Source organism: Hymenobacter ruricola, assembly GCF_015694525.1.
GTDB classification, from domain to species: domain Bacteria; phylum Bacteroidota; class Bacteroidia; order Cytophagales; family Hymenobacteraceae; genus Hymenobacter; species Hymenobacter ruricola.
This window is the reverse complement of the sequence record NZ_JADQDM010000005.1, coordinates 145,335-165,060: the sequence shown is the minus strand read 5'-3', so window position 1 is coordinate 165,060 and position 19,726 is coordinate 145,335. Positions and strand designations below refer to the sequence as shown.

Below are 19,726 nucleotides of genomic sequence, written 5' to 3'. Positions count from 1 at the left end.
GGCGTCCAACTTGCGAGTATGTGAAATCCGGCCGTGCGTTGCGCGGCCGGATTTTTTTGTGGAGCATAGACGCGCCAGCCAAGCGGCCGGGGCAGCCGGAAAAAACCGCTCCGGTACATTAGCGTACAGGGAGGGAGATTTTTATTTTCTGCTTCAGCATGGCTGATATCAACATTCAACGCAAAAAGGCCTCGCCGAGCCCCTGGCTGCTGGTGCTGCTGGCCGCGGTAGCGCTGGCGGTGGCTGCATACTTCTTCCTGCGCCCCGACCCCGCCGACGAGCCCACGCCGCCGGCCAGCGCCGCCGGGGCCGCCGCCGACACCGCCGTGAGCACCACGGCGGCCGACACCCTGCCCCGGCAGCCGCTGGGTTCGGACACCGCCGCGCGCACCTTCGGCCAGTCGCACAACCCCGCCGGCCCCGGCGGCACCCCCGACGCCGACGCCGCCAGCACCGAAACCGCCGCCTCGCTGGCCGCCCAGGCCGCTTCCAACCCGGCCGCGCCCGACTACGCCCGCAACGGCCTGCAAAAGCTGACCGGCGTCCTCGTCTCGCTCACCGACCGCGACGACCTGCGCGACGCCGCCATCGCGGAGCAGCGCGACAACCTCACCAGCGCCACCAGCCGGCTGGGCGAGCCCAACATCAGCCTGCGGCCCGGATTTGTGGCGGCGGCCAGCCTCATTCGGGCCATGCAGCAGAAGGCCTACCCCAACCTGGAAAGCCAGGCCAACGAGCTGACGCAGCTGGCCGACCAGCTCTCGGGCCGCAGCGCCACCGCCGCCGACCAGCAGCAAAACAAACGGTTTCTGACCCAAGCCGCCGCGGCCGTGCAGGTGCTCAGCGAGCCGGCCTCCACTTCGTTGAATTAAATAAATCCGAGCTATGGAAACTCCCGTGCTGCGCCGCCTGCGCGACTTAACCGATTTTGAAGTGGCCGACGACAACCCCGACGTGCGCGGCTGGACCGTGCGCGGCGCCGACGGCCAGGCCCTGGGCACCGTGCACGAGCTGATAGTGGAGCCCGAAGCCCTGAAAGTGCGCTACCTCGACGTGGAGCTGGACTCGCGCTTCCACATCAACGAGCACGAAAACCACATCCTGTTGCCCATTGGCGTCGCCGCCATTGATGCCGATGACGACAACGTCTTCGTGCCCGCCCTCAACGCCGAGTCGGTGCTGAACTACCCGCCCTACATCGAAATTCAGATAACCCGCGAGTACGAAGAAGCCATGCTGCGCGCCCTGGGCCAGGAGCCGGCGGCCAATAACCCCCGCTTCTACGAGCAGGAATCTTTCAGCGACGAGAGCTTCTACAGCCGCCGCAAGGCTTCGTAGGGCAGCCCCGCGAAGCTAGTAGAACGTCATGCAGAGCGCAGCGAAGCATCTTTACCGCGTAAGTAATTCCAAATAGCAGGATTAGTTGCGCAGTAAAGATGCTTCGCTGCGCTCGGCATGACGGGCTTGATTAGTGCCACTCGCCTTATTCGCCCAAGTGCTAATTCCGCCGAATCATGTCGGCGACGGCTTCCACCCAGATGGGTTCTGAGTTCAGCGACGGCACCAACTGCCAGTGCTTGCCGCCGGCGGCCTCGAACAACTCCTTGAATTCCTCGCCCACTTCGATGGTGGTTTCCAGGCAATCGGCTACGAAGGCGGGACTGAACGCCAGCACATTGTGGATGCCTTTGGCGGGGAATTCCTTAATGACTTCGTCGGTGTAGGGCTGGAGCCAGGGGTCGCGCAGGCGGCTTTGCAGGCGGCTCTGGAACGTGACGGTGTATTGGTCGTCGCGCAGGCCCAGGGCTTTGGCCAGCAGGCGCGAGGTGGCAAAACATTGCGCCCGGTAGCAGTAGCGGTTGTTCTTGTTGTAGCTAGCGCAGCAGGTGCCCAGCTTGCAGTAGCCCTTGAAGCTGCCCTTGAGCACGTGCCGCTCCGGAATGCCGTGGTAGCTGAACACGATGTGGTCGTAGTCATGCCGGGCCATCTCGGCCTTGCCCCGCGCCGCAAAGCTGCTGATAAAGCCCTCGTCGTCGGCAAAGGTGCTGATGAAGCTGATGCTGGGCACCACCCACCAGTCCTTCACGATGTCCATCACTTTCTCCTGCACCGAGCCCGTGCTGGCTGCCGCGTACTGCGGAAACAGCGGCAGCACGATGATGCGGTCCACGGCCGCGTCGCGCAGCTCCTCCAGCGCCTTCTCAATACTGGGTTTCTGATAGCGCATCCCGAAGGCCACCACGTACTCCGGGCCCAGCGCGTCCTTTAGTCGGGCCTGCAAATCGAGCCCGTGGAAAAGTAGGGGCGAGCCCCGTTCGGTGTCCCAGAGCTGCTGGTAGATTTTGGCCGATTTCGGGGCCCGCAACGGCACCACGAGGCCCTGAAAAAGCGGGTAGCGCACGGCGGCCGGCATGTCAATCACGCGGCCGTCGGTGAGAAATTCGTTCAGGTAGCGGCGCACGTCGGGCGTGCTGGGCGAGTCGGGCGTGCCGAGGTTGACGAGGAGGACGCCGATGCGGCGCGAAGAAGTAGCAGGGGAATTCATTAAGGCAAAGTTCGGAACTGTAGCGTGGACTCTTCGGGTCCGCGCCTGGGCGGACGTTCTCGCAACGCGCGGACTCGCAGAGTCCACGCTACAGGCGCTTGCTCTGCAAACAGCCAGTGGCAGTCTTGGTTCGGAGCCGAAGCCGTAATTGCGCCCGGATTTGCCGCCCAACCCATGACGCCGCCCGATACCCTCGCCGCCTCCTCTCTGAACCTGCTGCTGTGGGTGGCCGGCCAGCACGGCGCCGACGTGCCCGCCCTCAGCCAAGCCATCGGCTTCGACCCCGCCGCCACGGCTGGGCCCGATGCCCGCGTGCCCATTGCCACCATTCAGCGCCTCTGGCCGCTGGTGATGGCCGCCACCCACGACCCGTATTTCGACCTGCACATCGGCGGCCACATCAACTTTGCCACGGCCGGCACGCTGGCCTATGTGCTGATGCACGCACCCACGGCGGGGGCCGCCATCACGCAGCTCTGCCGCTACCAGGACATTGCCTGCCAGGGCGTGCGCACCTTTCAGACGCCCGCCGCCGAGTGGCCCGGCGGCATCTGGCTGAACCTGGAGCTGACCAGCCCCGCCATCGTGCACCCGCGCTACGTGCTGAATTCGGAGCTGTCGATTTACCTGGCCGCCTTTGCCACGCTCACCGGGCAGCCTGTGGTGCCCAAAGCCGTGCGCCTGGCTTACCCACGTCCTGCCGATATCCGGGAACACGAGCAAACCCTCGGGACGACTAATCTGGTGTTCGATGCGCCATTCACGCAGGTTGCCTTTGATGCGGCCACGCTGGCGCTGCCCATCCCGCACGCCAACCCGGCGCTGTTTCCGCTATTCGAGCAGCACGCGGCGGCCCTGCTGGCCCAGCTGCCCACCCAGCAGCCGCTAACGTTGGCCGAGCGGGTGCGCGCCGAAATTGTGCGCCTGCTGAAAGGCGAAGCGCCCACCCTAGCCGCCGTGGCCGACTGCCTGCACCTGGGCGTGCGTACGCTCCAGCTCAAGCTGAAAGAAGCCGGCCACACCTACCAGCAACTGCTCGATGCCGTGCGGAACGACTTGGCCCAGCGCCACCTGCGCGAGCCTCACCTCAGCATCACCGACGTGGCCTTTCTGCTGGGCTTTTCCGAGCCGAGCGTGTTCGTCCGCTCCTTTAAGAAATGGACGGGGCAGACGCCGGGCGCGTTTCGGCGGTAGCTTCCCGGTTGCGGTCGACCCAATAACCCAGCAGCACCGTCAGCCACATGAGTTGCGCGCCCCAGCCAATGAAGGCGACCGAAGTCGGCGGCGGGCTGAAGATGCTGGCCAGGTGCGACACCACCAGAAAAGCCACCAGCCCCAGCAGGCCGTAGCGCCCCACGCCGTTGCGGGCCCGCGTGCGCCGCACATACAGCCCCAGCCCCAGCCCCAGCAGCGCAAATTCGACCACCTGCGTAAGGGCCAGATGATTCCATAGCCCCAGCCCCAGCAGCGGCGAGTGCCCGGGATACAGCGGCAAGTCGGGTTGGTGCACCACCAAGTCGAGCAGCCAGTGGCTGGGCACCAGCAGGCCTACCAGCACCGCGCCCGGCACATTGCGCCGCACCACCCAATAAATCAGGCCCAACAGCAGGCCGCCCACCAGCTCGGCCAGCAAGCTGTGCGTGAACGGATAGTGCACGAAGTCCAGCGCATTGGCCGCCGTGGCGTGCGGCACGATGTTCACGCGCTCCACGCCCAGCAGCAGCAGCGTGGGCCACACCAAATCGGCCAGCTGCGCGGCCAGAAACAGAGTGCCCAGCGACACGCGGGGCTGTTGCGTCTTGGCGCCGAAGGCGACGCCGAAATGTCCGAGAAACATACAATTGCGGGGTTGAAGGTGGATGAGTTGGAGAACAAGACAAAGGTCCGACCCCACCCAAAGGCGCTTGCTGACGCTTTCCGCAAATCGAATTGACCAAAAGCGAAAATCTTCGGCTTTAATGAGCAAACGGGAACGTTAGGCTAAGCTTGTCGAAGCATCTCGCAGGCCACCACCAATTCTCTTTCTGGTCCTTGAATTACTACCTCAGGAGAAATACCTCGGCTGCGCTGGGCACGACGTTCGGTGCGGCTACTTCAGGGCCACCGTAGCTTTTCCGCTCCGAAGGCCGTACCTTTGCGGCCCTGATTATCAAACCCATCCCTCGTGAACCCCGAACCCAAACCCCACCGCGCCGGCTTTGTGAGCATCATTGGCAAGCCCAACGTGGGCAAGTCCACGCTGATGAACGCGCTGGTGGGCGAGCGGCTGAGCATCGTCACGAGCAAGGCCCAGACCACGCGCCACCGCATCCTGGGCATCCTCAACGGCGAGGATTTTCAGCTGATTTATTCCGACACGCCCGGCATCATCCAGCCCAAGTACGAGCTGCACAACGCCATGATGTCGTTCGTGTACTCGTCGCTGGAAGACGCCGACGTGGTCCTTTTCGTGACGGACATCTACGAAAAGCACGACGAGGAACCCGTAGTAGAGCGCCTGCGCAAAATGGTAGATACGCCCATCATCCTGCTGGTCAATAAAATTGACCAGGCCGAGCAGGCCGACGTGGAAGCCAAGCTGGCCTACTGGAAAGAGCAGCTGCCCAACGCCACCGAGGTGCTGCCTATCTCGGCTCTCAATGCCTTCGGCACCGACAACGTGCTGCGCCTCGTGCTCGACCGCCTGCCTCTGCACCCGCCCTACTACCCCAAAGACGAGCTAACCGACAAGCCCGAGCGCTTCTTCGCCGCCGAAATGGTGCGCGAGAAAATCTTCAAGCTCTACAAAAAGGAGATTCCCTACAGCTGCGAAGTGGTCATCGAGGAGTTTAAGGAGGAAGAAACCATCATCCGCATCCGCGGCATTATTTACGTGGAGCGTAGCTCGCAGAAAGGCATCATCATCGGCCAGGGCGGCGAGGCGCTGAAGAAAGTAGGCACCTGGGCGCGCGAGGAAATGGAGAAGTTTTTCCTTAAAAAGGTGTTCCTGGAGCTGCACGTGAAAGTGAACGAGAACTGGCGCACCGACCCGAAAGCGCTGAGCCGGTTCGGGTATCAATAAACAACTGCGTCTGTCATCCTGAGCGCAGCGAAGGACCTTCTCACCGAGGAACGTATCATTCTAACGTGAGAAGGTCCTTCGCTGCGCTCAGGATGACAGAAAAGAATTTCCGGCCATCCATAATTAAATAACCCCGGGCACTGCCGAATCTAGGTCGGGTCGGCGGCTGGGGCAACCAACATGTCAAAGCAAAACACCATCGCCATCGTGGGGCGGCCCAACGTGGGCAAATCCACGCTATTCAACCGCCTCGTGGGCCAGCGCAAGGCCATCATGGACAACGAGAGCGGCGTGACCCGCGACCGTCACTACGGCTACGGCGACTGGATTGGCAAGAACTTCACCGTCATCGACACGGGCGGGTACGTGCACAATTCGGAAGATATTTTCGAGGGCGAAATCAACAAGCAGGTGAAGCTGGCCATTGAAGAAGCCGACGTGGTGCTCTTCATGGTGGACGCTGACGCCGGCGTGCACGGCCTGGACGAGGAGTTTGCGCACGTGCTGCGCCGCTACATCGGCAAAAAGCCCATTTACCTGGTGGCCAACAAGGCCGACACCAACCTGCGCGCCAACGGCGTGGGCGAGTTCTACTCGCTCGGCCTCGGCGACGGCGAAATCTTCGCCATCAGCAGCGCCAACGGCCACGGCACCGGCGAGCTGCTGGATGCCGTGGTGAGCCATTTTGAAGACCCCGGCGTGGAGGAGCCCGAGTCGGAAATCCCGCGCATTGCCGTGGTGGGCCGCCCCAACGTGGGCAAGTCCAGCCTGGTAAACCTGCTGCTGGGTGAAGACCGCAGCATCGTGACGGACATTGCCGGCACCACGCGCGACTCCATTTCGGCCCGCTACAATGCCTTCGGCAACGAGTTTATTCTGGTGGACACGGCCGGCCTGCGCCGCAAAGCCAAGGTGAGCGAAGACGTGGAATTTTACGCCAACATGCGCAGCCTGCGCGCCTTGGAAGAGTCCGACGTCTGCATCGTGATGCTCGACGCCAGCCGCGGCATCGAGGCGCAGGACGTGAACATCATCACCCTGGCCGACAAGAACCGCAAAGGCATCGTCATTTTGGTGAACAAGTGGGACCTGGTGGAGGACAAGCAGACCAACACCGCCAAGGAGTTTGAGGCGAAAATCATGGAAAAGCTGGCCCCCATTGCCTACCCGCCCGTCATTTTCATTTCGGTGCTGAACAAGCAGCGGGTGCACAAGGCCATCGAAACGGCCATTGAAGTGTACCAGAACAAGCGCCGCAAAATCCCGACTTCGCAGCTGAACGACGTGATGCTGAAGGAGATTGAGAAGTACGGCCCGCCGGCCGTGAAGGGCAAGATGATACGCATCAAGTACGTGACGCAGCTGCCCACGCACAACCCGGTGTTTGCCTTCTTCTGCAACCTGCCGCAGTACCTGACGCCGAGCTACACGCGCTACCTTGAGAACCGGATGCGCGAACATTTCGACTTCAAGGGCGTGCCCATCGGCATTGTGTTCCGCAAGAAGTAGCGTCCGTAGATTGAGGAAAATAGCTCGTTCATAAATTCTTCACAAATTTTTGAACGAGTGGGTTACCTAAACAAAGCTGAGGTATAAAGCCCCGAATTTGAAGGTTTGCCTGGTGCAGGGCTTCAGAAGTTGCTTCGTATCTCACCCCACATTTAACCCCAACCCAAGATGAAAAAAGTATTGTTCCTCGCCCTGGCCGCTGCCTCGTTCTCGTTCACCGCTTGCGAAAGCAAGAAAGAAGAGGCCACCGAGCAGGCTGCCGACAACGTAGAAAACGCTGGCGAAGCCAAAGCCGACGCCATGGAAAACCAGGCTGACGCCGTGCGTGACTCGGCCGATGCCAAAGCCGACAAAATGGAGGATGCTGCCGACAAGATGGCTCCGGCTACCGAAACCCCCGCCGAAGAAGTTAAGAAGTAATTCTTGACCTTAACGCCTAAAAAAGCCCCACCGGCAACGGTGGGGCTTTTTTTGTGAAATTACAATTCCGTTTCCGGGGCGCCCAGGCGGCGGTTCAGCACGTTGTCGACCACCTCGAACAAGCGGCGCGGCTCGTAGGTGCGCCAGGGCAGGTCGTCGAGCTGCCCACCGAAGTTGATGTAGTTGTCCACGTTGTACTGCTTCATTTCGCGCTGCACGTGCTCTAGGAAGTTCACGCCCGCAATCCAGCCGTTCTCCACGTCTTCATACCACTCCTCGTAGTACTCGTCGTCGGAACCGTGGAAGTTGAACACGTTTTCGCCCACCAGAATGAACTTGCGAATGCCCTCGTGCACCAGCACATCGATGATGTTGCGCTTGAGTTCCATGATGTCGTTCTCGATGGCGTCATTCCACTCGCCAATGAATTCGAGGATGGCAATGCCGTCTTCGTAATCGGCAAACAGGATTTTGAAGAACAGCGTGTCGGAGCCCAGGCTGTCCCACTGCGGGTGGATGTAATACCCGTAAATGGTGTTGGTGTAGGCTTCCAGGCTGTTTTCGGCCTCGAAGAGGGGCGAGCGGGGGTCTTCGGAAGCAGAATACTGGTCAATCCAGTTGTAGTGCGGCTCGATGGTGTGCATGCGGCGAGAGGGAGCAACGGTTGGTTTGCTCATTCCTAGAAACGACGCACGGCCCGAATCGTTCGGCGGGAAAACTAAGCGGGTGAGGCACAGGCGGTATTTTCAGCTACGCCCGGGCGTCCAGCGCCGCCCGCACGCTGCCGTGCTGCTTCAGCAGCCGCGCCGCTTCGGCTTCTTCGATGCCTAGCTCGTCCATCAGCATCTGCTCGCCGCGGTGCACCAGCTTTTCGTTGGAAAGCTGCATATCGACCATTTTATTGCCTTTCACGCGGCCCAAGCGAATGAACGTGGCCGTGGTAAGCATGTTCAGCACCAGCTTTTGGGCCGTGCCGGCCTTGAGACGCGTGCTGCCCGTGAGGAACTCCGGTCCCGTCACCACTTCCACCGGAAACTCGGCGGCGGCCGCCACGCCGGAATTGGCGTTGCACACCACGCAGCCGGTGGCCAGGCCCGCGGCGCGCGCCCGGTTCAGCCCGCCGATGACGTAGGGCGTGCGCCCCGAAGCCGCAATGCCCACCAGCACGTCGTTGGCGTTGATGTTGTGTTGCTGCAAGTCGGTCCAGGCTTGTTCGGCATCGTCCTCGGCGCCTTCCACGGCTTGCCGGATGGCGCCGTCGCCGCCTGCCATGATGCCCACCACCAGCCCGGCCGGCACGCCAAACGTGGGCGGACACTCCGAGGCATCCACCACGCCCAGGCGCCCGCTGGTGCCCGCACCGATGTAGAATAAGCGCCCGCCATTGCCCAGCCGGGCCACAATGGCTTCTACCAGCCGCTCAATCTGGGGCAGGGCTTGGGCCACCGTTTCGGGCACCGTGCGGTCGAGCTGGTTCATGCCCGCCAGCAGCTCAGCGGTGGAGAGGGTTTCGAGGTTATTGTACTCGGAAGGCGATTCGGTGGTCATGCAGCGGGGTTAAATCAGAAGCCCAATGACGGGAAAGTTATCGAAAACGTTGGCCGTGTGCGGCGCGTCTTTCTCGAGCTCGGCGGTGAGGTCCTGGCCGGCCCAGTGCTCGTAGTGGTTGCCGCGGCGCCACAGCCGCGAGCGACTCACGTCGTAAATCCGGCCCTGGTACGCCACCCAGATTTCGTCGCGGTCCTGGCCGTTGCGCAGGGCCAGCTGGCGGCGGGTGTACGTGGGAAGAGAGTTCATAAGCGAAGCGAGGCGCAAAAAAACGTCATGTCGAGCTTGTCGAGACATCTCGCGTGCTTTCACTAATTAGTTACCCCAGGCGAGATGTCTCGACAAGCTCGACATGACGTTTTTTTTGGTGCCTTATCAGTGCAGCAGTACTAGCTCAGCAGCGCCTGCAGCCGAATCCAGCGTTGCGGCAAGTCGCCTTGTGAGGCGTTCAGGTAGTCTTCATAGGTGCAGGGCACCACGCGCTTCACCGCGTTGTCGCCGAGGCGTTCCACCTCCATCCACCACTTGTCGGCGCGGCGCGATTTGTAGAACACCAGCTTGTCGGGGTTGCCGGGCAGCACCACGGTGTAGGTGAGGAAGCGGAAGGTGCCGAAGCCGGTTTCGGGCCGGCGGTGGTAGAAGCCCTCCACAAAATACCAGAGCATGGTGGCCAGCGTGGCAGCGGCCATGCCGTTGGTGTCCTGGTCGGTGCGGTAGCCATAGAGGCCGAAGGAACTGAGCTGCTCGTTGTGCCCGGCGTACCAGCACAGTTGCGTAGCTTCTTCATTGCCGAGGCCAAACGGGTAGGCCGGGTAGTAGCCCGGCGCGTCCTGCCAGCGAATGGCGGCAATGTCGACGCTTATAAAATCGGCCTGGCGCACCAGCGGCTCGGCCATGCGGCGGTCGGCCCGCACCTCGCCCACGCTCATGGTTTCAAAGTGCATTTTCTCCAGCGCCACCAGTACTTCGGGCGGCGTGAGGTACTGCTGGTGCCCCAAATGGGCCAGGCTGAATACGAAATTGGGCTCGTGCACCAGCATGCGGCGCAGGTGGCTGTCTTCGGGCGGCGTGCCGGGGCCGGGCTCGGCCATGTCGGGCCGCGAGTCGACCAGGGCGAAGCTGATGGCGCGGTTCTGGGTTTCGTAGGCCAGAAACTGGCCGTAGTCGAGGTCGTGGCTGCCGCCGAGCAGGATGGGCACCGTGTTTTCCTCAATCAGGGCGGCTACGATTTCGCGCAGGCGCTGGTAGGTGTCTTCCAGCGTGAGGCCGGGGCGCAGGTTGCCCAGGTCGACGAGACGCAGAGCGCCGCTGCCTTTCTGCAGGCTGTAGAAGCGGTGGCGCACCTCGTTGGCGCCGTGGCGGCTGGGGTGGCCGGTGGCGCTGCCGCGCCATTCGTCCAGCCCGATGAGGGCCAGGTCGGCGGCGCGCCAGTCCGGAAACGTTTCGGTGAAGCGGGTGGCGTAGGCGGCCAGCGTGGTGGGCGCGGGCGCGGCGGCGGTCAGCGTTTCCGGCAGCGGGTCAAAAAACAGGGCCAGGTTCATTCGGGGCGGAAAAGCAAGCGGCCCAAAATTACACAGGAAAAGGGCGCGCCGGCGGTTTTTTGACCGTTTTTGCGGCTCAATTGGTTTTTACCCGTAAGCGCAACGCTGCCCCTGTGCTCCACGGCCGTAGCTTGCCCGCGAAAAAAGCTTTTTATTTAAGGTGAATTTCATTCGCCTGCATTAGTCAATCCCACCCAATGGACGTTCGTCGCGCCTTCGATATCCTCCCGCATCAAGTAGCCAACGCGCCCAAATCGGACGCCCTGGCCTCCAAAATAGATGGCCAGTGGGTGCCCCTCAGCAGTCAGCAGCTGCTCGACCAGGCCAACCTCGTCAGCCTCGGCCTCGTGTCGCTCGGCCTCAAGCGCGGCGACAAGGTGGCCATCATCAGCATGAACCGCCCCGAGTGGATGCTGGCCGACTTCGGCATCTCCCAAATCGGCGCCACCAGCGTACCGATGTACCCCAGCATCACCGTTGAAGACTACAAATACATCTTCACCGATGCCGGCGTGCGCGCCGTGTTCGTGGCCGACCACAAGCTGTTCGACAAGGTAAAAGAAGCCACCCAGGGCCTTGACATTCCCGCCGAAAACGTGTTCACGTTTGATAAAATCGACGGCGCCCGCCATTTTAGCGAGCTGCTGGAAATGGGCAAAAAAGGCAACGCCGCCGACCTGGAGCCGCTGAAAGCCGCCGTGGAGCCCGACGACCTGCTCACGCTCATCTACACCAGCGGCACCACCGGCAGCCCCAAAGGCGTCATGCTCACGCACGACAACATCCTGAGCAACTGCCGCAACTCGCAGCGTTTCGTGCCGGTGAACAAGAACGACAAAGCCCTGAGCTTCCTGCCGCTCTGCCACATTTTCGAGCGCATGGTGACTTACCTGTACATGATTAACAGCGTGAGCATCTACTACGCCGAAAGCATGGACGTCATCGCCGACAACCTGCGCGAGGTGAAACCGCAGATTTTCACCACCGTGCCCCGCTTGCTGGAGAAGGTGTATGACAAAATCGTAGCCAAGGGCCACGAGCAGGAAGGCATCAAGAAAAGCCTGTTTTTCTGGGCCCTGGATTTGGGCCTGAAGTTCGACACCCAAAAAGACCAGGGTTTCCTCTACAACACCCAACTCGCGCTGGCCAACAAAATCATTTTCAACAAGTGGCGCGAGGCGCTGGGCGGCAACCTGCGCTGCATCGTGAGTGGCGGCGGCGCCTTGCAGCCGCGGCTGGCACGGGTGTTCTGGGCCGCCGGCATCCGGGTGATGGAAGGCTATGGCCTCACGGAAACCTCGCCCGTAATCGCCGTGGGCGGCTACGAGCCCGAGAATAACATGATTGGCACGGTGGGCCCGCTCATCGACAACATGGACGTGAAAATTGCCGAGGACGGCGAGATTCTAACCAAGTCGGCCTCCGTGATGAAAGGCTACTACAACAAGCCCGACCTCACGGCTGAGGTGTTCGACAAGGAAGGCTGGTTCCACACCGGCGACATTGGCGAACTGGTGAACGGCAAGTTCTTGAAAATCACCGACCGCAAGAAGGAGATGTTCAAGACCTCGGGCGGCAAGTACATCGCCCCGCAGGTCATCGAAGGCAAGCTGAAGGAAGACCCGCTCATCGAGCAGGCCATGGTGGTGGGCGCCGACCAGAAATTCCCCTCCGCACTGGTCATCCCGGCTTTCTCCGACCTCAAAGGCTGGTGCAAGCGCAACAACGTGAACTGCGACTGCTCCAATGAGGAACTCGTTAAAAAAGAGCAAGTCGTGGACCTGTACGAAGGCTTGGTGAAGAAATACAACCAAAGCTTCGCGCAGTGGGAACAGGTGAAGCGCATCGTGCTGCTACCCGAGCTGTGGAGCGTGGAAAGCGGCGAAATGACCCCGACCATGAAGGTGAAGCGCAAGGTAATAACCGAGAAAAATAAGGACCTCATCGACAGCCTGTATATGCAGGCTGAGAAGCGGTAGGGGCCGCTGGTTGCATTGAGAACGTCGTGCTGAGCGCAGCCGAAACATCTCTACCGCGAGACCAACTCTTGCATGAGGTAAAGATGCTTTGGCTGCGCTCAGCATGACGTTCTGCTTTATCGACATCGTCTCGTTAGACATCCTCTTTACAAAAGATATAGTATGCAAGCCTAACAAATTTTTCGTAAGTTTACCGCACTTACCGCCCGCCCATGAAACCCGAAGAAACCGTCGATTACAACATCAAAGTGGCCTGGCACGCGATTTCGCGCATGTACAACACCCAGGCGGCCCAGAACGACATCACGACCAGTATCGGCTTCGTGCTGCTGAACATCGACCAGGAGAAGGGCACGCCGGCCACCAAAATTGCGCCGCTGCTCGGCCTCGAAACCCGCAGCCTGACGCGCATTTTACGCAGCATGGAGGAAAAAGGCCTCATCTACAAGCAGGCCGACTCGGTGGACAAACGCTCGGTGCGCATCTTCCTCACGCCGCTGGGCCTGGAGAAAAAAGAGGTGTCACGCCAGACCGTGCGCCACTTCAATCTGAAAATCCGGGAGAAAATCCCGCAGAGCCAGCTGGATAACTTCTTCAAAGTAGCGGCCCAGATTACGGGCATGATTGAGGGCAAAACCCTCTTTGAGGACTTCGTGCTGAAACCTTTGCGGCAGGAAACCTCCGCTTCGTAAAAACGAAATCATTGTCATGCTGGCGAAGGAAGCATCTTATCACGGCGGCTTTCGTCAGATTACTCACTCACTTGCGCGGCGGGCGTGATAAGGTCCTTCGCTGCGCTCAGAATGACAGTTTAAAACCACCTTATGAAACGAACCATCAAGAAAGTTGCCGTGCTCGGTTCCGGCGTCATGGGCTCGCGCATTGCCTGCCACTTCGCCAACATCGGCGTGCAGGTGCTGCTACTCGACATTGCGCCCAAGGAACTGCTGCCGGATGAAGAGAAAAAAGGCCTGAAGCTGGATGCGCCCGCCGTGCGCAACCGCATTGTGAATGCCGCCTTGCAGGCCGCCATCACGGCCAACCCGTCGCCGCTCTACCGCAAGGCCGACGCGGCCAAAATCAAAACCGGCAACCTCGACGACAACCTGAAAGACATTGCCGGCTGCGACTGGACCATTGAAGTGGTGGTGGAGCGCCTCGACATCAAAAAAAGCCTCTACGAGCGGGTGGAGCAGTTCCGCAAGCCAGGCACGCTCATTACGAGCAACACCTCGGGCATTCCGATTCACCTGCTGGCCGAAGGGCGTTCCGAGGATTTCAAGAAGCATTTCGCGGGCACGCACTTTTTCAATCCGCCGCGCTATTTGAAGCTGTTGGAAATCATTCCGACGCCGGATACTGACGCGGAGGTGCTGGATTTCCTGCAGCACTACGGCGACCTGTACTTGGGCAAGACTGTCGTGCTAGCCAAGGACACGCCCGGCTTTATTGCCAACCGCGTGGGCGTGTTCGCCCTGCTCGATGCCATGCAGACCATGCAGAAGCTGGGCCTGACCGTGGAAGAAACCGACAAGCTGACCGGCCCGGTAATTGGCCACGCGAAGTCGGCCACGCTGCGCACTTCCGACGTGGTGGGCCTCGATACGACCATCAACGTGGCCAACGGCCTGGCCCAGGGCCTGCCGAACGACGAGGCCAAAGACGTATTCGTGCTGCCCGACTTCGTGAAGAAGATGGGCGAGAGCAAATGGCTGGGCGACAAAACCGGTCAGGGCTTCTACAAGAAAGTGAAGGGTGAAGGCGGCAAGTCGGAAATCCACGCGCTGGATTTGAACACGCTGGAATACAAGCCGAGCCAGAAGGTGAAGTTTGCCACCTTGGAAATGACCAAGAGCATCGACAAGCTGGCTGACCGATTTAAAGTGTTGGTAGGCGGCAAGGACAAAGCCGGCGAGTTTTACCGCCTGAGCTTCGGCAGCCTGTTTGCCTACGTGAGCAACCGCGTGCCGGAAATTTCCGACCAACTCTACAAGATTGATGACGCCCTGCGCGCCGGCTTCGGCTGGGAAATGGGTCCGTTCGAAACCTGGGACGCGCTGGGCCTGCAAGCCGGCACTGACCTGGCCAAAGCGGCTGGCCGCAACGTGGCGCCGTGGATAGAGGAAATGCTGGCCGCTGGCAACACGACCTTTTATAAGGTAGACGCCAGCGGCGCGCGCCAGTTCTACGACCTTGAAAGCAAGAGCTACCAGGCCATTCCGGGCGTGGAGAATTTTATTATTCTCGACAACCTGCGGGCCAGCGGCAAGGTGCTCTGGAAAAACTCCGGCGCCTCGGTGGTCGACCTCGGCGACGGCATCCTTAACGTGGAGTTCCATTCCAAGATGAACGCGCTGGGCCAGGACGTCATCGAAGGCTTGTTGCGCGGCGTGGACATGGCCGAAAAAGGCTACCGCGGCCTCGTGGTGGGCAACGACGCCCCGCAGTTCTCGGCCGGCGCCAACCTGGGCCTTGTGTACATGCAGGCCCTGGAGCAGGAGTTCGACGAGCTGAACCTGATGATTTCGCAGTTCCAGAACGCCATGATGCGGATGCGCTACAGCAGCATCCCGGTGGTGGGCGCCCCGCACAGCCTCACGCTGGGCGGCGGCTGCGAGCTGAACCTGCACTGCGACCGCGTGGTGGCCGCGGCCGAGTCCTACATCGGCCTCGTGGAGTTCGGTGTGGGCCTGATTCCCGGCGGCGGCGGCACCAAGGAAATGACCCTGCGCACGGCCGCCAAGTACGAAGAAGGCGAGCCCGAATTCAACCTGCTGCGCAACACCTACATGACCATCAGCACGGCCAAAGTGTCGACCTCGGCCGCCGAGGCCATGGACTTGGGCTTCCTGCGCCGGGGCGACGAAATCGTGGTGAACTCGAACCGCGTTATCGCCCAGGCCAAAGCCGCCGCGCTGGAGCTGGCCGACGCCGGCTACACCCAGCCCACCCAGAAAACCAACATCAAGGTGCACGGCAAGGGTGCGCTGGCTATGTTCAAGACTGGCGTGTACGCCATGCAGCAAGGCAATTACATCTCCACTCACGACCAGCTCATTGCCGACAAGCTGGCCTACGTGATGTGCGGCGGCGACCTGTCGGCGCCCACCGAAGTGAGCGAGCAGTACCTGCTGGATTTGGAGCGCGAAGCCTTCCTGTCGCTGTGCGGCGAGCGCAAGACGCTGGAGCGGATTCAGTCGATTTTGACGACAGGTAAGCCGTTGCGTAACTAACGGAGTAGGGGCGGGGCTTGCCCCCGCCCGGACGTTCATATCATAAAAAAGAAGTCGTTCAACGACGGGCGGGGTCAAGCCCCGCCCCTACATCACTTATCATGTCTCAACAAGCATATATCGTAGCCGGCTACCGCACGGCCGTGGGCAAAGCCCCGCGCGGCGGCTTCCGCTTCACCCGGCCCGACGACCTCGCCGCCGCTGTCATCAAATACCTCGTGGCCGAAGTGCCCGCCCTCGACCCCACGCGCATCGACGACGTCATCGTCGGCAACGCCGTGCCGGAGGCCGAGCAGGGCCTGCAAATGGGCCGCCTGATTTCGCTGCTGGCCCTGCCCATCAACGTGCCCGGCCTCATCGTGAACCGCTACTGCGGCTCCGGCGTCGAAACCATTGCCATGGCCGTGGGCAAAATCTCGGCCGGCATGGCCGACTGCATCATCGCGGGCGGCACCGAGAGTATGAGCATGGTGCCCACCGTGGGCTGGAAAACCGTGCCCAACTACCAGTTGGCCATGCAGCACCCTGACTATTACATGGGCATGGGCCTCACCGCCGAAGCCGTGGCCAACGACTACAAAATCAGCCGCCAGGACCAGGACGAATTCTCCTACAACTCGCACCAGAAGGCCATCAAAGCCATCGAAGGCGGCAAATTCAAGAAGCAAATCGTGCCCGTGACCGTGGAGGAAACCTACCTCGACCAGGCTACCGGCAAGAAGAAAAACCGCTCCTACGTAGTAGACACCGACGAAGGCCCCCGCGCCGACACCTCGGTGGAAGCCCTCGCCAAGCTGCGCCCCGTGTTTGCTGCCAATGGCACCGTGACCGCCGGCAATTCCTCCCAAACTTCCGACGGCGCCGCCTTCGTGCTGGTAATGTCGGAGCGCATGGTGAAAGAGCTGAACCTGGAGCCCGTGGCCCGCATGGTGAACTATGCTTCCGAAGGCGTCGACCCGCGCATCATGGGCATGGGCCCCATCAAAGCCGTGCCGAAAGTGCTCAAGCAAGCCGGCCTCAAGCTCGACGACATCGACCTGATTGAGCTGAACGAAGCCTTCGCCTCGCAGTCCATCGCCGTGGTGCGCGAGCTCGGCATCGACCCCGAGAAGCTGAACGTGAACGGCGGCGCCATCGCCCTGGGCCACCCGCTGGGCTGCTCCGGCGCCAAGCTCAGCATCCAGCTCTTCGACGAGCTGCGCGAGCGCGGCAAGAAGTACGGCATGGTCACGGCCTGCGTGGGCGGCGGCCAGGGCGTGGCCGGCATCTACGAGCTGCTGAAGTAACCGTCGAATGGTTGGGTGAAGCGCCGAATGGAATTCATCCGACCATTTTCGCTGAACATTAAGAATTGAATAAAGATGGCAACTAATATAGCAGTGGAAAACTCCGTTTTTGACCTTCTTAATGATATCAGAAAGCGTCCAGCAATGTATTTGGGGAAGCCTTCAATACATCATCTGCGATGTTTTCTAGGCGGCTGGTTCTACGGCAAACACCATGAGATTCAAGATGCGGCATTGTTTGATGAATTCGCTTCTTGGATAGAAAAGAAATACGAAGTCAATCAACACAAGGATGGGCAAAGATTATTGAGTTTTTGAGCACTGATGAGATTGATGCTTTAAAGCAATTCTTTGTTCTTCTAGATGAATTTCACGCTTCTCAGGAGAAGTAGTCTACACAAAATAAAAACCCCGCGCAACCGGGGTTTTCTTTCACCGATATAGTAGGCACGCCTAACATTTTTTCTTACCTTGCAACACTAAAACCGCTGGCCCGTTGTTTCTCAAAATAGTAGGCGTGCCTAACACTTTTAACATTCAATATCCAACTCAACCGTCATGGAAGTAACGCAGAATGCCAGCCTGAAAGGCGGCGAGTTCATCATCAAGCCGACGGATGCGCAGAGCGTCTTCACACCGGCTGACTTTACCGAAGAGCAGAACATGATGTACCAGACCTGTCTGGACTTCGTGCAAACGGAAGTGCACCCGCTGCTGGAGCGCCTCGACAACCACGAGGAAGGCCTTATGCGCGGCCTGATGGAGAAGGCCGGCCAGCTGGGCTTGTTCGGCGTGAGCATTCCGGAGCAGTACGGCGGGCTCGATATGGACTTCCCCACGGCCCTGCGCGTGACCGAGGGCGTGGGCGGCGGTCACTCGTTCCCGGTGGCGTTTGCGGCCCACACGGGCATCGCCATGCTGCCTATTCTGTACTTCGGCAACGACGAGCAGAAGGCCAAGTACCTGCCCGGCCTCACCAGCGGCGAGCTGATGGGCGCCTACTGCCTCACCGAGCCCGGCTCCGGCTCCGACGCCCTGGGCGCTAAAACCAAAGCCGTGCTGAACGCCGAAGGCACGCACTACGTGCTAAATGGCCAGAAAATGTGGATTACGAACGCCGGCTTTGCTGATGTGTTCATTGTGTTTGCCAAGATTGACGGCGAGCAGTTCACGGGCTTCATCGTGGAAAAAAACACGCCCGGCCTGAGCCTTGGCAACGAGGAGCACAAGATGGGTATTAAGGGCTCCTCGACGCGTCAGGTGTTTTTGACCGATGCGCTGGTACCCAAGGAAAACGTGCTGGGCGAGATTGGCAAAGGCCACCTCATTGCCTTCAACGTGCTGAATATCGGCCGCATCAAGCTGGCCGCGGCCTGCCTGGGCGCCACCAAAATGGCCGCTTCGTTGAGCGTGAAATACGCCAACGAGCGGGTGCAATTCAAGCTGCCGATTTCGAAGTTTGGCGCCATCCGCGCCAAGCTGGCGCAGCAGGCCATCCGCATTTTCGCCGTGGAATCGGCCATCTACCGCGCCGGCGACGACATCTACCGCATGGAGCAGAAGCTGATGGCCGAAGGCAAAGGCTCGAACGAGGCCCTGCTGGGCGCCGCCCGCGAGTTTGCCGTGGAGTGCGCCATTCTGAAAGTAGAAGGCTCGGAAGTGCTTGACTACGTGGTGGACGAAGGTGTGCAGATTTACGGCGGCTACGGCTTCTCGGCTGACTACCCGATGGACCGCGCCTACCGCGACTCGCGCATCAACCGCATTTTTGAGGGCACCAACGAAATCAACCGCCTGCTGGCCGTTGACATGATTCTGAAGAAGGGCCTGAAGGGCGAAATCGACCTGATGGGCCCGGCGCAGGCCGTGCAGCAGGAGTTGCTGAGCATCCCGAGCCTGAGCCAGGACGAGGAAACCGGCCTGTTTAGCAAGGAATACAAGACCATTGCCAACCTGAAAAAGGCGGTGCTGATGGTGGCCGGCTCGGCCGTGCAGAAGTTCACCGCCACCCTGGCCAAGGAGCAGGAGCTGCTGATGAACATCGCCGACATGGCCATCAAAACCTACATCGCCGAAAGCACCTTGCTCCGCGTGGAGAAGGAAGCGTCGATGAAAGGGGAGGAGGCCGTGGCCGCGCAAATGGACATGGCCCGCGTGTACCTCGCCGACGCCGTGGACATCGTGGAGAAGGCCGCCAAAGACGCCATCGGCAGCATGGCCGAAGGCGATGAGCAGCGCCTGCTGCTCATGGGCCTCAAGCGCTTCACCAAAACCGAGCTGCTGAACGTGAAGGAAGCCCGCCGCCGCGTGGCCGCCAAGCTGATTGAGGCGAACGAATTCGTGTTCTAGGCTGCGTGACACGCAGGTAGTCAGACCATCGTGCAGAGCGCAGCGAAGCATCTTTACTGCCACGAGTAAATGAATGGATTGCGCGGTAAAGATGCTTCGCTCTGCATGACGGGCTAGATTATTATTAAAAAAAGCCGCTCCTGATTTCAGGAGTGGCTTTTTTTATGGCGAAATGACAAGTATTGATGAAATTATATAAAAATGTGGGATAGGTAAGAAGCCTTTGGCAAGCTTGGTTGGTCTGGGAGAAAGAGC

General features: G+C 60.5%; 18 protein-coding genes. 12 read left to right on the top strand and 6 right to left on the bottom strand.

What is annotated here, in order from left to right:
* The first annotated feature begins 158 nt into the window (after positions 1-158).
* Positions 159-872: a hypothetical protein gene (locus I2H31_RS12210; RefSeq protein WP_196293320.1), complete on the top strand. Its 714-nt coding sequence runs from the start codon at positions 159-161 to the stop codon at positions 870-872.
* Positions 873-885: 13 nt separating this feature from the next.
* Complete coding sequence (locus tag I2H31_RS12205; protein WP_196293319.1) at positions 886-1,338, top strand: PRC-barrel domain-containing protein; 453 nt, start codon at positions 886-888, stop codon at positions 1,336-1,338.
* Positions 1,339-1,498: 160 nt separating this feature from the next.
* Here I2H31_RS12205 and hemH read toward each other — a convergent pair whose 3' ends face one another.
* Complete coding sequence (gene hemH, locus I2H31_RS12200) at positions 1,499-2,545, bottom strand: ferrochelatase (protein WP_196293318.1); 1,047 nt, start codon at positions 2,543-2,545, stop codon at positions 1,499-1,501.
* Between the two features lie 174 nt (positions 2,546-2,719).
* Between hemH and I2H31_RS12195 the strand changes: the two genes are divergently transcribed.
* Positions 2,720-3,739 (top strand): AraC family transcriptional regulator, encoded by a 1,020-nt coding sequence (locus tag I2H31_RS12195; protein ID WP_196293317.1) that lies wholly within the window; start codon positions 2,720-2,722, stop codon positions 3,737-3,739.
* Here the strand turns inward: I2H31_RS12195 and I2H31_RS12190 are convergent.
* On the bottom strand, positions 3,696-4,382 hold the full coding sequence (locus I2H31_RS12190; RefSeq protein WP_196293316.1) for a hypothetical protein: 687 nt from the start codon (positions 4,380-4,382) through the stop codon (positions 3,696-3,698). The two genes, I2H31_RS12195 and I2H31_RS12190, sit on opposite strands and share 44 nt — an antisense overlap.
* 327 nt (positions 4,383-4,709) lie before the next feature.
* On the opposite strand from I2H31_RS12190, the gene era reads away from it, so the two are divergent.
* The 3 genes from era (at position 4,710) to I2H31_RS12175 (ending at position 7,535) form a co-directional block, all read left to right on the top strand.
* Entirely contained in the window at positions 4,710-5,606 is an 897-nt protein-coding gene (gene era, locus I2H31_RS12185; RefSeq protein ID WP_196293315.1) for a GTPase Era, read from the top strand.
* A 180-nt stretch (positions 5,607-5,786) separates the two neighbouring features.
* Positions 5,787-7,115: a ribosome biogenesis GTPase Der gene (der, locus tag I2H31_RS12180; RefSeq protein ID WP_196293314.1), complete on the top strand. Its 1,329-nt coding sequence runs from the start codon at positions 5,787-5,789 to the stop codon at positions 7,113-7,115.
* A gap of 168 nt (positions 7,116-7,283) precedes the next feature.
* Positions 7,284-7,535 carry a hypothetical protein gene (locus I2H31_RS12175; RefSeq protein WP_196293313.1) on the top strand — a complete coding sequence of 84 codons (252 nt, stop codon included), beginning with the start codon at positions 7,284-7,286 and terminating at the stop codon, positions 7,533-7,535.
* A 59-nt stretch (positions 7,536-7,594) separates the two neighbouring features.
* Here the strand turns inward: I2H31_RS12175 and I2H31_RS12170 are convergent, their stop codons facing one another.
* The 4 genes from I2H31_RS12170 to I2H31_RS12155 all read right to left on the bottom strand — a co-directional run bounded on the left by I2H31_RS12170 (position 7,595) and on the right by I2H31_RS12155 (position 10,624).
* Entirely contained in the window at positions 7,595-8,179 is a 585-nt protein-coding gene (locus I2H31_RS12170) for a hypothetical protein (protein WP_196293312.1), read from the bottom strand.
* 106 nt (positions 8,180-8,285) lie between these two features.
* Positions 8,286-9,083: an N-acetylmuramic acid 6-phosphate etherase gene (gene murQ / locus I2H31_RS12165; RefSeq protein ID WP_196293311.1), complete on the bottom strand. Its 798-nt coding sequence runs from the start codon at positions 9,081-9,083 to the stop codon at positions 8,286-8,288.
* Positions 9,084-9,092: 9 nt separating this feature from the next.
* The gene (locus I2H31_RS12160) at positions 9,093-9,332 is read right to left on the bottom strand and encodes a cytochrome b5 domain-containing protein (protein WP_196293310.1); all 240 of its coding nucleotides are present in this window, start codon (positions 9,330-9,332) and stop codon (positions 9,093-9,095) included.
* A gap of 140 nt (positions 9,333-9,472) precedes the next feature.
* A complete protein-coding gene (locus tag I2H31_RS12155; RefSeq protein WP_196293309.1) occupies positions 9,473-10,624 on the bottom strand; it encodes a formimidoylglutamase in 1,152 nt (383 codons plus the stop codon).
* A gap of 197 nt (positions 10,625-10,821) precedes the next feature.
* Between I2H31_RS12155 and I2H31_RS12150 the strand changes: the two genes are divergently transcribed.
* The 6 genes from I2H31_RS12150 to I2H31_RS12125 all read left to right on the top strand — a co-directional run bounded on the left by I2H31_RS12150 (position 10,822) and on the right by I2H31_RS12125 (position 19,471).
* Positions 10,822-12,603, top strand: a complete 1,782-nt coding sequence (locus I2H31_RS12150) for an AMP-dependent synthetase/ligase (RefSeq protein WP_196293308.1) — start codon at positions 10,822-10,824, stop codon at positions 12,601-12,603.
* A 212-nt stretch (positions 12,604-12,815) separates the two neighbouring features.
* Positions 12,816-13,295 (top strand): MarR family winged helix-turn-helix transcriptional regulator, encoded by a 480-nt coding sequence (locus I2H31_RS12145; RefSeq protein ID WP_196293307.1) that lies wholly within the window; start codon positions 12,816-12,818, stop codon positions 13,293-13,295.
* Positions 13,296-13,427: 132 nt separating this feature from the next.
* A complete protein-coding gene (locus I2H31_RS12140) occupies positions 13,428-15,836 on the top strand; it encodes a 3-hydroxyacyl-CoA dehydrogenase/enoyl-CoA hydratase family protein (RefSeq protein ID WP_196293306.1) in 2,409 nt (802 codons plus the stop codon).
* Between the two features lie 101 nt (positions 15,837-15,937).
* Complete coding sequence (locus I2H31_RS12135) at positions 15,938-17,122, top strand: acetyl-CoA C-acyltransferase (RefSeq protein ID WP_196293305.1); 1,185 nt, start codon at positions 15,938-15,940, stop codon at positions 17,120-17,122.
* A gap of 75 nt (positions 17,123-17,197) precedes the next feature.
* The gene (locus I2H31_RS12130) at positions 17,198-17,440 is read left to right on the top strand and encodes a hypothetical protein (protein WP_196293304.1); all 243 of its coding nucleotides are present in this window, start codon (positions 17,198-17,200) and stop codon (positions 17,438-17,440) included.
* Between the two features lie 240 nt (positions 17,441-17,680).
* Positions 17,681-19,471, top strand: coding sequence for an acyl-CoA dehydrogenase family protein (locus I2H31_RS12125; RefSeq protein WP_196293303.1), 1,791 nt, complete (start codon positions 17,681-17,683; stop codon positions 19,469-19,471).
* The last annotated feature ends 255 nt before the right edge of the window (positions 19,472-19,726 follow it).

Coding starts and splice junctions, on each gene's coding strand:
- I2H31_RS12210 (WP_196293320.1), top strand. CDS start 159: ATGGCTGATATCAACATTCAACGCAAAAAGGCCTCGCCGAGCCCCTGG.
- I2H31_RS12205 (WP_196293319.1), top strand. CDS start 886: ATGGAAACTCCCGTGCTGCGCCGCCTGCGCGACTTAACCGATTTTGAA.
- hemH (WP_196293318.1), bottom strand. CDS start 2,545: ATGAATTCCCCTGCTACTTCTTCGCGCCGCATCGGCGTCCTCCTCGTC.
- I2H31_RS12195 (WP_196293317.1), top strand. CDS start 2,720: ATGACGCCGCCCGATACCCTCGCCGCCTCCTCTCTGAACCTGCTGCTG.
- I2H31_RS12190 (WP_196293316.1), bottom strand. CDS start 4,382: ATGTTTCTCGGACATTTCGGCGTCGCCTTCGGCGCCAAGACGCAACAG.
- der (WP_196293314.1), top strand. CDS start 5,787: ATGTCAAAGCAAAACACCATCGCCATCGTGGGGCGGCCCAACGTGGGC.
- I2H31_RS12175 (WP_196293313.1), top strand. CDS start 7,284: ATGAAAAAAGTATTGTTCCTCGCCCTGGCCGCTGCCTCGTTCTCGTTC.
- I2H31_RS12170 (WP_196293312.1), bottom strand. CDS start 8,179: ATGCACACCATCGAGCCGCACTACAACTGGATTGACCAGTATTCTGCT.
- murQ (WP_196293311.1), bottom strand. CDS start 9,083: ATGACCACCGAATCGCCTTCCGAGTACAATAACCTCGAAACCCTCTCC.
- I2H31_RS12160 (WP_196293310.1), bottom strand. CDS start 9,332: ATGAACTCTCTTCCCACGTACACCCGCCGCCAGCTGGCCCTGCGCAAC.
- I2H31_RS12155 (WP_196293309.1), bottom strand. CDS start 10,624: ATGAACCTGGCCCTGTTTTTTGACCCGCTGCCGGAAACGCTGACCGCC.
- I2H31_RS12150 (WP_196293308.1), top strand. CDS start 10,822: ATGGACGTTCGTCGCGCCTTCGATATCCTCCCGCATCAAGTAGCCAAC.
- I2H31_RS12145 (WP_196293307.1), top strand. CDS start 12,816: ATGAAACCCGAAGAAACCGTCGATTACAACATCAAAGTGGCCTGGCAC.
- I2H31_RS12140 (WP_196293306.1), top strand. CDS start 13,428: ATGAAACGAACCATCAAGAAAGTTGCCGTGCTCGGTTCCGGCGTCATG.
- I2H31_RS12135 (WP_196293305.1), top strand. CDS start 15,938: ATGTCTCAACAAGCATATATCGTAGCCGGCTACCGCACGGCCGTGGGC.
- I2H31_RS12130 (WP_196293304.1), top strand. CDS start 17,198: ATGGCAACTAATATAGCAGTGGAAAACTCCGTTTTTGACCTTCTTAAT.
- I2H31_RS12125 (WP_196293303.1), top strand. CDS start 17,681: ATGGAAGTAACGCAGAATGCCAGCCTGAAAGGCGGCGAGTTCATCATC.